Source organism: Ideonella sp. A 288 (genome assembly GCF_002198735.1).
GTDB lineage: Bacteria > Pseudomonadota > Gammaproteobacteria > Burkholderiales > Burkholderiaceae_C > Pseudaquabacterium.
In genome coordinates, this window is record NZ_MWLO01000161.1 from 23,959 (window position 1) to 35,561 (window position 11,603).

Annotated in this window: 9 protein-coding genes; 3 read left to right on the plus strand and 6 right to left on the minus strand. The window is 71.1% G+C overall.

The window, feature by feature from the left end; all coding sequences use genetic code 11:
• Window positions 1-1,272, plus strand: coding sequence for a cytochrome P450 (locus EOINJALH_RS29770; RefSeq protein WP_088287123.1), 1,272 nt, complete (start codon window positions 1-3; stop codon window positions 1,270-1,272).
• Between the two features lie 55 nt (window positions 1,273-1,327).
• Here EOINJALH_RS29770 and EOINJALH_RS29775 read toward each other — a convergent pair whose 3' ends face one another.
• A complete protein-coding gene (locus EOINJALH_RS29775) occupies window positions 1,328-3,022 on the minus strand; it encodes a hypothetical protein (protein WP_144290224.1) in 1,695 nt (564 codons plus the stop codon).
• A gap of 270 nt (window positions 3,023-3,292) precedes the next feature.
• Between EOINJALH_RS29775 and EOINJALH_RS29780 the strand changes: the two genes are divergently transcribed.
• Together EOINJALH_RS29780 and EOINJALH_RS29785 are read left to right on the plus strand one after the other, a co-directional pair.
• Complete coding sequence (locus tag EOINJALH_RS29780) at window positions 3,293-4,195, plus strand: phytanoyl-CoA dioxygenase family protein (RefSeq protein WP_088287127.1); 903 nt, start codon at window positions 3,293-3,295, stop codon at window positions 4,193-4,195.
• Between the two features lie 39 nt (window positions 4,196-4,234).
• Window positions 4,235-5,587 (plus strand): NAD(P)H-dependent oxidoreductase, encoded by a 1,353-nt coding sequence (locus EOINJALH_RS29785; RefSeq protein ID WP_088287129.1) that lies wholly within the window; start codon window positions 4,235-4,237, stop codon window positions 5,585-5,587.
• Between the two features lie 45 nt (window positions 5,588-5,632).
• Here EOINJALH_RS29785 and EOINJALH_RS29790 read toward each other — a convergent pair whose 3' ends face one another.
• From EOINJALH_RS29790 to EOINJALH_RS29810, 5 genes are all read right to left on the minus strand, one after another.
• Window positions 5,633-5,986 carry a heavy metal-binding domain-containing protein gene (locus EOINJALH_RS29790; RefSeq protein ID WP_088287131.1) on the minus strand — a complete coding sequence of 118 codons (354 nt, stop codon included), beginning with the start codon at window positions 5,984-5,986 and terminating at the stop codon, window positions 5,633-5,635.
• Window positions 5,987-6,020: 34 nt separating this feature from the next.
• Window positions 6,021-6,689, minus strand: coding sequence for a flavin reductase family protein (locus EOINJALH_RS29795; RefSeq protein ID WP_088287133.1), 669 nt, complete (start codon window positions 6,687-6,689; stop codon window positions 6,021-6,023).
• Between the two features lie 61 nt (window positions 6,690-6,750).
• On the minus strand, window positions 6,751-8,250 hold the full coding sequence (locus EOINJALH_RS29800) for a PHB depolymerase family esterase (protein ID WP_088287135.1): 1,500 nt from the start codon (window positions 8,248-8,250) through the stop codon (window positions 6,751-6,753).
• A gap of 122 nt (window positions 8,251-8,372) precedes the next feature.
• Entirely contained in the window at window positions 8,373-11,078 is a 2,706-nt protein-coding gene (locus EOINJALH_RS29805) for a serine/threonine-protein kinase (protein ID WP_088287137.1), read from the minus strand.
• Between the two features lie 3 nt (window positions 11,079-11,081).
• On the minus strand, window positions 11,082-11,594 hold the full coding sequence (locus tag EOINJALH_RS29810) for an ECF-type sigma factor (protein ID WP_088287139.1): 513 nt from the start codon (window positions 11,592-11,594) through the stop codon (window positions 11,082-11,084).
• Window positions 11,595-11,603: the final 9 nt, after the last annotated feature.

Here is an 11,603-nt window from a genome sequence, read left to right on the forward strand (position 1 = left end):
ATGACCCCGTCCGCCCCGTCACCCAGCGCCGCGCCGCCTGCCGCCCCGTTCACTGCGGAGGAGGCCGAGGCCATCGCCCGCGGCTTCACGCTGGCCAACGCGCCGCCCGGCTTCATCGACGACCCCTACCCCACCTTCGCGGTGCTGCGCGAGCGCGACCCGGTGCACGCGATCGCGGCCGACCAGTGGCTGCTGACGCGGCACGCCGACATCGAGGCGATGTACCGGCTGGCCACCGCCAGCTCCGACAAGCACCGCGAGTTCGCACCCAAGTTCGGCCTCGGCACGCCGCTGTACGAGCACCACACCACCAGCATCGTGTTCAGCGATCCGCCGCTGCACACGCGCGTGCGGCGCCTGCTGATGGGTGCGCTCAACCAGCGCGCCATCACGCGCATGGAGCCGGGCCTGGTGGCCCTGGTCGACGGCCTGCTCGACCGCCTGGCCGACGAACCCGCCCCCTGCCTGATCGAGCATTTTGCGGCGCAGATCCCGGTGGAGGTGATCGGCAACCTGCTCGACGTGCCGCACGACGAACGCGGCCCGCTGCGGGCGTGGTCGCTGGCCATCCTGTCGGCCCTCGAGCCGGCGCCGTCGGCCGAGCTGCTGGCGCGCGGCAACGCCGCGGTGAGCGAGTTCTCGCTGTACATGACCGACCTCATCGCACGGCGCCGCGCCCACCCCGGCGACCCCGAGGCCGACGTGCTGACCCGGCTGATCCAGGGCGAGGTTGCCGGCGAAAAGCTGGGGCAGACCGAGCTGATGCAGAACTGCATCTTCCTGCTCAATGCCGGCCACGAGACCACCACCAACCTGATCGGCAACGGCGTGCACGCGCTGCTGACCCACCGCGACCAGTGGGACCGCCTGCGGGCCGAGCCCGCGCTGATCAATCCGGCGGTGGAAGAACTGCTGCGCTTCGAAAGCCCGATCCAGCTGAACAACCGGCAGCTCACCGTCGACAGCGACGTGGGCGGCCGCCGCCTGCCGGCGGGCCACTACCTCACGCTGGCCGTCGGCGCGGCCAACCGCGACCCCGCGGTGTTCGCCGACCCCGACCGGCTCGACATCGCGCGCAAGCCCAACCCGCACCTGGCGTTCGGCCAGGGCGCGCACGCCTGCTCGGGCATGAACGTGGCGCGGCTCGAGGGCCGCATCGCCATCGGCGCGATGGCGCGGCGCTACCCGAAGCTGGATCTCGCCGCGCCGGCCACGCGCGACCGGCGCATGCGCTTCCGGGGCTTCCGCGCCGCGCCGCTGGCGCTCGGCTGAAGGAGGCAGGACCGACGGAACGCGCGCCGCCATCCGGGCCGCGCTCGCATCACGCTCACTGCAGCGAGATCCGCGACTGGATCGAGTTGAAGGTGCCCGGCTCGGCGTAGTACAGGTTGTATTCGGTGTAGCTCTTGCCGTTCTGGCCGGGCCGCGCCGCCGTCACCGGAAAACCAGAGGTCGATGTCGCGGTCGTGCCCGGATAGGTGAAGTTGATCGTGCGGAAGGCCGGGTTGAAGGCCCCGCCCGCATTGCCGACCTGGGCCCCTTGGTGGAACTCCCAACCCTGGAAGAGGTGCATCGAGCGTCCGGACGGCAGCAGGCCCGGCCGCGTCCAGGCGATCGACAGCGGCGTCGGTGAAGCGCTGGTGGCATTTGCCGCCAGTTGCGCGGTGCTCATGCCGCCGAGGTCGATGCGCGGGTACTTGTCGGCCATCTCGACAAAGGTGTAAGGCAGCCGGTCGAGCGTGGCGTGGTAGGTGCCGATCGGCGTCTTGCCGACATGCCCGTTCACCGTCTTCCAGCCGTCGTCGGCATAGACGTCGAAGCGATAGACGCCGCCGGCCACCCAGCCCTGGGCCGCGAAGGACTGGTCGGACGCCGCATTGGCATTGGCGGTGAAGCCGAAGCCCCAGGAGCTGTTCGTGGCCCCCTGCGCCACGCAGTCGACCACGGCCACCACCGGCAGGGCGCCGCTCGCCAACCGGCAATTGCGGAATCCGTCGGTGTCGAGCCAGTTGACGAAGTTGCCGGGCTTGCCCTGCAGCTCCGGCGCCGACATGAGCAACCGCGGCGACAGGAACTTCAACGAGAACGGGTGCACCGTGCCGTCGATCGTCGTCGTTGGCCCTGGTCCGGTGACGATCACGTAGTTCGCGTTGCCCATCGGGTCGACGATCTGGAATTGCACCTCGCGTCGGTACTGCACCGCGGGCGACAACGCGTTGCCGCTGGCCAGGCTGTAGCGCTCGTCGCGCAGGTTGTTGGCACGCACCGCCGTCTGCACCAGCTGCTGGTTGCCCAGCGCCCGCAACGCAGGGCTGTTCTGCGCCACGCCGCAGCCAGGCGTCCCGAACGAACTGCCGCTGATCAGAGTCTGCGTGTCGCGCTGCACCGTGCCGTCGCGGTAGAACAGGTCGTACTGAAGCTCGATCTCGCGACGCGTACTGCCGTCGGGGTTGACGCCATTGCGCAGCGCCAGCACCTGCAGGTTGCGCACGGTGCGGCCGATGGCGAAGGCATCGCGCTGCGCATAAGCAGCGATGTTGATGTCGTAGTCGGCGATGAAGTTGCCGCGCGTACGGCCATTGTTGCGCCAGCAGTTGTCGGTGAGCGCCATGCGGGCGACACCGGTCGGCGGTACCCCCGCGGCGAACTGCCTCTCGAGTTCGCGCGCGAACGCCTCCAATTCGGCGGTGACGCTCGCGGACAGTTCGGTCGCCGTCTGCAGCGTGAAGACATAGTTGCCGACATCCTTCAGCGTGACGTCGAGAAAGGTGGCGGCGCCGACCTTCACTGCCGGCAGCGTCAGCACGCGCGTGCCCACGTCGTAGCGGGCCATGCCTGGCGCTGCCGGCTTCTGCTCGGTCGCACCCAGCAACTCGAATACGAACTCACCGCGGTTGCGCAGGGTGACATTGGTGTACGAGGCAGTGCCCACGCTCACCGACGGAATCGTCACCACGTTGGTATCGGCGTCGTAGGTGGTCACCTGAGCCTGAGCCGTTGCCCCGACCAGGAGCGCAGCCATGAATGCCATCTGGTACATCACACATCCCCTTGCGATCGAATCGACTGACCGCTGATCCACGATAGCGCCCGGGGCTGTCGACAACAATGACCACACTCATTGGGATCGCTCCGGCGGTCCACAGATGTGCGGATGGCGCGGTCAGGCATTCCGACCTGGCATGGCAGCCGCGCCTGACGCGGGTCTGCCCCAGCACCGGGCGCCACCCTTCCTGCGCTACGCTGCACCCGGACCACAGCCATGCCTGCCCGCGTGGAAAGGATTCGCCCAATGAAACTCACGCCCGCACAGATCGACGCCTTCCACACCGACGGCTACCTGTTCTTCCCCGGCCTTTTCAGCCCTGAGGAGGTGGCCACGCTCACCGACGCCGTGCCGGCGCTGTATGCCCGCCGAGAGGCCTGGAACGTGCGCGAGAGAGGCTCCGACGCGGTGCGCACCAACTTTGCGGCCCACCTGTACAGCGAGCCCTTCGCCCGGCTGGCGCGTCACCCGCGCATGGTCGAGCCGGTGGAAGACCTGTTGGGCGAGAAGCTCTACATGCACCAGTTCAAGATCAACGGCAAGATGGCCTTCGAGGGCGATGTCTGGCAGTGGCACCAGGACTACGGCACCTGGAAGAACGACGACCTGATGCCCACCGAGCGGGCCATGAACGTGGCCATCTTCCTGGACGACGTGAACGAGTTCAACGGCCCGCTGATGTTCATCCCCGGCAGCCACCGCAAGGGCGTGGTCGACGCGAAGCACGACCTCACCACCACCAGCTACCCGCTGTGGACGGTGGACAACGACCTGATCCGCCAGCTGGTGCAGCGCGCCGGGGGCCCCGGCGGCTTCGACGACGCCGGTCGGTACGTCCCGGGCGGCATCGTCTCGCCCAAGGGCCCGGCGGGCTCGATGATCCTGTTCCACTCGTGCCTGGTGCACGCGTCCACCAGCAACCTCTCGCCTTGGAACCGCGTCAGCGTGTACCTGAGCTTGTGCGCGGTCAGCAACCACATCCGCCGCCACAAGCGGCCCGAGTACATCGCCCACCGCGACTTCACGCCGATCGAGTGCCTGCCCGACGACTGCCTGCGCACCCCCTACCCGGTCGACCTGCCCTGGAAGGACGGGCTGCCGGCCAGCGCACTGGTCACCTCGCTCGACGAACTGCCGCAAGCCGCCTGAGCGCCCCCACCACGGACGACACCACCGACGACACCTGCCATGCACAACCTCCACCGCAAACTGCAGCAGCGCGCCGCCGACGGCCGTCCCATCCGCATCGGCCTGATCGGCGCCGGCAAGTTCGGCTCGATGTACCTGGCCCAGGTGCCGCGCACGCCGGGCGTGCACCTGGTGGGCATCGCCGACCTGTCGCCCGAGGCCGCCTGCCGCAACCTGGCCCGCGTCGGCTGGGACCCGCAGCGCGTGCAGGCCGCCAGCCTGGACGCCGCGCTCCGCGACGGCACCACCCACGTCGGCGACGACTGGGAGGCGCTGGTGCGGCACCCGGCCATCGACATCATCGTCGAGTGCACCGGCGCACCCATCGCCGCGGTCGACCACTGCCTGGCCGCCTTTGCGCAGCGCAAGCACGTGGTCAACGTCACCGTCGAGGCCGACGCCTTCTGCGGCCCGCTGCTGGCGCGCCGCGCGGCCGAGGCCGGCGTGGTGTACTCGCTGGCCTTCGGCGACCAGCCGGCGCTGATCTGCGACCTGGTCGACTGGGCCCGCACCTGCGGCTTCCCGGTGGTGGCCGCCGGCCGCGGCCACAAGTGGCTGCCGCACTTCAGCCAGAGCACGCCCGAGACGGTGTGGGGCCACTACGGCCTGACGCCCGAGCAGGCGGTGCGCGGCGGCCTGAACCCGAAGATGTTCAACAGCTTCCTGGACGGCAGCAAGCCCTCGATCGAGAGCACCGCAGTGGCCAACGCCACCGGCCTGGACGTGCCCAGCGACGGACTGCTCTACCCGCCGGCCAGCGTCGAAGATATCCCGTACGTGACGCGTCCACGCAGCGAAGGCGGCGTGCTCGAGAAGAAGGGCATGGTCGAGGTGATCTCCTCGCTCGAGCCCGATGGCCGCAAGATCCCCTACGACATCCGAATGGGCGTGTGGGTGACGGTGGAGGCCGAGACCAACTACATCAAGCACTGCTTCGAGGAGTACAACGCCCACACCGACCCGAGCGGCCGCTACTTCACGCTGTACAAGCGCTGGCACCTGATCGGCCTGGAGGTGGGCTTCTCGGTGGCCAGCGTGGCGCTGCGCGGCGAGCCCACCGGCGTGGCCGAGGGCTGGCGCGCCGACGTGGTGGCCACCGCCAAGCGCGACCTGGCGCCGGGCGAGCGACTCGACGGCGAAGGCGGCTACACCGTGTGGGGCAAGCTGCTGCCGGCGGGCACGTCATTGGCCATGGGCGGCCTGCCGCTGGGCCTGGCCCACGACGTGGCGGTGGTGCGCCCGGTGCGCCAGGGCCAGAGCCTGTGCTGGGCCGACGTGGCCATCGACACCGGCACCCGCGCCTACCAGCTGCGCAAGGAGATGGAAACGAGCTTCGTGCCGCAGCGCGGCTGAGGGCGCGAGACGCGTGCGTGCCTCCGCGCGACCGGCCGCGGCCGCTCAGGCCATCTTCACCGCCGTGCCGCTGACGGCGACCATCATCATGCCGTTGGTCTCGCCGAGCACCTCATAGTCGAAGTCGATGCCGACCACGCCGTCGGCGCCCAGTTCCTTGGCCGCCTCGACGAGGCCTTCAAGTGCCGCCTCGCGGGCGCCGCTCAAGGCGCGCTCGTAGCCGCCGGCGCGGCCGCCGACCACGTCGCGCACCGACGAGAACAGGTCGCGGAAGATGTTGGCGCCGATGATGGCCTCGCCGTTGACCACGCCCAGGTACTGCGCCACGCGGGCGCCCTCGCCGTTGGGCACCACCGTGGCGAGAAAGAAGCCTTCGTCCTTCTTCGAGAACCAGCCCATGCCAATCTCCTTGCAGTGAATGTGAGCGACGACCTCAACGGTACACGCCGTCCCAAGGCCCCGGCTGCAGCGTGGCCGACTGGCGGTCGTCGCTGGCCACCGGGCGGTTCATCGTGAACACGCTCTCGGGCGACACCGCCGAGTAGTCCATGTAGCCCAGGCGCGCCAGCGGCCGCATCGCGCCGGTGTCCACCAGGCCGTCGCGGATGAAGGCATCGTCGATGTACACGCCCACCACCAAGCCGAAGATCACCGTGTTGCCTGTCTCGGCGCGGCCCTCGGGCGCGGGCATCTGCAGCGTCTGCCAGAGCCGGCACTCGAAGGCCGCCGGCGCGCCGGCCACCCGCGGCGGCGCTACGAAGCGCGACGGCGCAGGCACCAGCCCCGCCAGCACGAACTCGTCGACGCCCGGGGCCACCGAGGCGGAACTCATGTTCATCGCCTCGCGCTGGTCGAAGCAGGCCATCGAGCAGGTGAACTCGCCGGTGGCCTCGATGTTGCGCAGCGAATCCTTGCCGCCGCCGGACGAGAACATCACCATTGGCGGGCGCTCGTTCACCGCGTTGAAGAAGCTGTAGGGCGCCAGGTTGGCGCGCCCCTCGCGGTCGAGCGTGGCCACCCAGCCCACCGGGCGGGGCACCACCAGGGCCTTGAAGGGGTCGTGGCGCAGTTCGGGCGGGCGATGGCGGGGGTCGTAGTGCATGCGCCCGAGTATGCCGCCGGGCGCCACCGCCGGGTTCGGCGGGCCCCGGCGGCACGACGCGTCATGGCAGCGTGTACTTCTGGAAGAAGCCCCACAGCACCTCGGCCATCTTGAATGGGTGGCTGCCGGTCCGGCCCGTGGGGTAGCTGTGGAACAGTTCGCCGACGACCGCTACGTGCAGCACGTCGGTGGTGCGCAGGCCTGCGTCGGTGGTGGAGTAGGTGTGGATGCCCAGTGTGCTGGTGCGCTGGTCGTCGGGGTTCTCGTAGGTGTACGGTGTGAAGGTGTAGACCGATTCGTTCAGTTTCTTGGGGTCCGAGAAGGGTTTGACGAAGACCGCCTGGAAGGTCGGGTCCGCGCCGGAATCGGTGAGCGGCAGCCGAGGCACCTGCGGCGGCGTCACCGCGGGCAGGAGCGTGGTGGCGCGGTCGTCGCGCTCGCCGACCGAGAAAACGAACGGCACCGATCGCGGCGGCAGCGGCTGGCCGATGTCCTCGGTGCGGCCGGCCGAGGCCGCCAGCGCAGCGTAGGTGGTGGAGCGCTCCACGGCCAGCCGGCCAGTGAACTCGCCGCCGTTCGAGAAGCCGGAGGCATACACGCGCCGCCGATCGGCGCCGTAGTCCTGGATCAGCAACGCCACCATGCGGTCGAAGAAGGCCAGGTCGTCAGCCAGCTGAGGCTGACGCAGGAGCTGAGCGGCCAGCGCCGGGTCCTGCAGCGCCGCCACCTCGGCCGGCGTGCACAGCGGCCGCTGCGTGGGGTCGCCCAGCGCACCCCCCGCCCATTTGGTGGTGGTGTGCGGCTTCGTGGTGTTGGCGCCTGTCCAGACACCATCCCGGCCATCGGCGTCCTCCCAGAAGCAATGCACCAGGGCCTGCGGGAAGACGGCGACGAAGCCGTCGCGGTCGGCCAGTTCGCGCCAACCCGATCCGCCCGGCATGTCGTCGGGGCTGCCGCCGTAGAAGGTCTCAGCGTTCTGGCCCGTGCCATGCAGCATGAACACCACCGGCACCGTGCCTTCTGCCTTGTAGGCCTTCCAGGGCACGTAGACGATGAACTGCCGATCCTGTCCACTCACGTTGATCGTCTTCACCTGCTTGGTGCCGCAGAAGTGCGCGGTGGCCGGCCTGGCGCAGAACTCGTCCAGCCTGGCATAGGTGACGGGGTTGGTGAGGCTGTCCACCACCGGGCCCATCAGCACGATCTCGGTGTCGGTGAGCGCCAGGTAGTTGCCCGTGGTGGCGTCGTGGCGGTAGGTGTAGCGGCCAGCGGTCTGCGTCGGCCCCAGGTGGCCGAAGAACTGCGGGTAGGCCGCCGCCGCCTCGTCGAAGAAGGTCGGGTCCTGGATCTGGAACTGCAGCATCGCGGTGGCGCGCCGGCGCAGGTCGGGGACCGGCGCCGTGGTGGCGGTGGCCGTGGTGACGGAGGCCGTGGTGGCGCCCGCAGCGGCGCGGGCCGTCGGGGGTTCGTCACCGCCGCCGCAGGCGGCCAGCGCAAGCACCAGGGGCAGCGACGCCCAACCGGGCAGGCGTGCAGCAACAGAGTTGGGCATCGGGATCATTGGGGTGTCCTTTCGGGGGCTGGCTTCGGCATCGGGGTCGGCGTTCGACCCTGTGCTCGTCTGGACGCGGTGATCCCCGCGATCCGGCCATGCCCGCGTTGACCCCCCCGCGGATCGGGGGGTCAGGGCTTCGACGGCGCCGTGGGCTGCGGTGCCAGCTGGGCCAGGGCCGTGCGCACCTCGGCCTGCATCGGCGTGGGTTCCACCTCGAGCCGGCCGGCCTCGGCCAGCGCATCCGACCACGCCTGGGCGGCCGCCTCGGTCTGGCCCAGGGCCAGCCGGGCATGGCCCAGTTCGGCCAGCCCGCGCATGCGCTCGCAGCGCGCGCGGGGCGAACCCGGCGGGGCATCGACCAGCGGCTGCAGCAGGGCCACCGCGCCGGCCGCGTCGCCCGAGCGCCGCAGCACCATGGCCTGCGCCACCACGGCCTTGGCACGGATGTGCGGCGCCATCCTGGGCCCGGCGGCCCCTGCGGCCAGGCCGGGCAACGCGGCGCGGGCCGGGTCCAGCCGCCCCAGCAACACCAGCGCCTGCACGCGCAGGGCATCGGCATAGACGGTGAACTCGTGCGCCGGCCCGATCGCTGCCTTCAGGTGCCCGATGGCGGGCTCCAACATGGCCAGGGCCTCGGCGGCCTGTTGGCGCGCCAGCAGCGCCGCGCCCCGCGTCGCCACGGTGAAGGCGTGGCTGAACGCCTCGGGCGGGAGGTGGCGGCCCAGCACCTGCAGCGCTTCGGCCGAGCGGGCTTCGGCGGTGTCGAGCCGCCCCAGGTCGATGTAGTAGCCCACCATGTTCTGCAGGAACATGCCCACCGCCACGTGGTCGGCGCCCATCATGCGGCGGCCGTCGGCCGCGGCGGCCTCGATCTCGGCCACGCCGCCGGCCACGTCGCCCAGGTCGGCCAGCGCCCGCCCGTGCATGGCCAGCGCCTCCATGCGGCGCGGATGCGGCTGGTCGCCGTAGGTCAGCCGCACCTGGCGCAGCGCCTGCTCGGCGGCATCGCGCGCCTGCGCATGCCGGCCCAGCACGCGCAGCACCAGGGCCTCGAGCGTGTGCACGCCGATGCGCTCGGGGTGGGTCTCGGGCAGCCTGGTCATCGCGATGCCCTTGGCCTCGGTCACCGCGGCCAGGGCGCGCTCGAACTCGCCGCGGTCGTTGGCGTGCAGGGCCAGGTTGCCCAGGCCCAGCACCAAAGGCTCGGGATCGTCGGCCGCACGCCGCCGCAGGCGCGGCAGCAGGTCGTCGAGGTCGCGCGCCAGCGCGTCATGCCGTCCCTTGTTGCGGTGCATCTGCAACTGCACCAGGCGCGCCTGCAAGGTGTCGCGGTGGTCGTCACCGAGGCTGCTGCGGCTGTAGGCCACGGCCTTGTCGACCAGCGTGTCGGCGCCGGCGATGTCACCGAAGATCATCAGGGCCTCGCCGACGACGCTGTGCAGTTCGGCGGCCACGGCGGGCTGCATGGCCTTTGAATCGGCCAGCCGCTGGCTGGCCTGGTGCAGCAGGTCGACCGCGCTGACCTTGGACAGGTCGCCGCCGTGGTAGGGGTTGGCATCATGCAGCAGGCGGACGATGAAGCCCTTGACCTGGTCGGCGCGCTCGCGCTCCAGCCCGGCCACGTGGGCCTGCCACAGCGCCAGGCCCGCGCCGGCCAGCACCGCCACCAGCGCGGCGCCGGCGGCCCCGAACCCCAGCCGGTGCCGCGCCAGCAACTTGCGCAGCACGTAGCCCACGCTGTCGGGCCGTGCCAGCACCGGGCGGCCGTCGAGGTGGCGCTCGATGTCCTCGGCCAGGGCCTCGACCGTGGGGTAGCGCTCGGCGGGCGACTTCTTCAGCGCCTTCAGCACGATGGTGTCGAGGTCGCCGCGCAGCGCCCGGCCCACCGTGCGATCGGCCGCCGCCTCGCTGGGCCGCACGGGCTCGGTGTGCAGGATGGCCTCTTCCATCGCCGCCGCCGACGGTCGCACCCCGCGGTACAGCCGGGTGTCGCTGAGCAGTTCGTACAGCAGCACGCCGAGCGAATAGACGTCGGCCCGGGTGTCCACCTCCTGGCCCGCCACCTGCTCGGGTGCGGCGTAGTCGGGCGTCATCGGGCGCGCATGGTCGCGGGTGAGGGTGGAGTCGGTCGCCGCGCCGGAGTCCAGCAACTTGGCGATGCCGAAATCGAGCAGCTTGACCTGGCCTTCGCCATCGACCAGCAGGTTCGACGGCTTCAGGTCGCGGTGCACGATCAGCCGCGCATGGGCATGCGCCACCGCTCGTGCGGCCTGCAGGAACAGGCGCAGGCGCGCCGACACATCCAGCCCGCGCGAGGCACAGTGCGTGTCGATGCGCTCGCCGGCCACCAGTTCGAGGGCCAGCCAGGGCTGGCCGTCGGCCGCCAGGCCGGCATCGTGCAGGCGCGCGATGTTGGGGTGGGTCAACGAGGCCAGCAGGTCGCGCTCGCGCGCCATGCGCTCGGCCAGGCCGGGCCGCATGGCCGCGGCCCGCGGCAGCTTGAGCGCCACCGGACGCTGCAGCACGCCGTCGGCCCGCTGCGCCAGCCACACGCTGCCCATGCCGCCCTGCCCGAGCAGGCTGTCCAGGCGGTACGGTCCGACGGTGTCGCCGGTGTGCCAGGCGTCCTCGTCCCCGTCACCGAGTCCGGGCAGCGTCAACCCGGCGCGCGACACCGGGTGCAGCATGTCCTGCAGCACGCCGCGCAGGTCGGCGTGTTCGGCCGGCAGGGCCGCCAGCCAGGCGCTGCGCTCGGCCTCGGGCAAGGCCAGCGCCTGGTCGAGCAGCGCGCTCAGCCGGGGCCACTGCGCCGCATCGAAGCCGAGCACACCCATGGCTCAGCCCCGCAACGCCAGCGCGAGCACGTGGCGCGCCTTCTCCCAGTCGCGGCGCACGGTGCGTTCGGACACCGCCAGCGCGCAGCCGATCTCGGCGTCGCCCAGGCCCGCGAAGAAGCGCATCTCCACCACCTGCGCCAGGCGCGGGTCGATGGACTCGAGCTCGAGCAGCGCGTCGTGCACGCGCACGATCTGGTCGGCGCCGGCCGGTGCGCGCTGGTCGAGGCCGTCGGTCAGCGTGACGACGCAGGCATCGCCGCCGCGGCGCTCGGCCTGGCGGCGGCGAGCGGTGTCGACGATGACCGAGCGCATGGTCTTGCTGGCATAGGCCAGGAAGCGCCGCTGCTCGTCCACCGTGGCCTGCACGCCGCCCATGCGCAGGTAGGCCTCGTGGACCAGCACGGTGGTGTCGAGCAGCGTGTTACGGCCGCCGTCGCGCAGCCGGCTGCGGGCCAGCACCCGCAGACGCTGGTAGGCCGTGTCGGACAGGTCGGCGGCATCGGCGTCATCCATGGCGCCTGG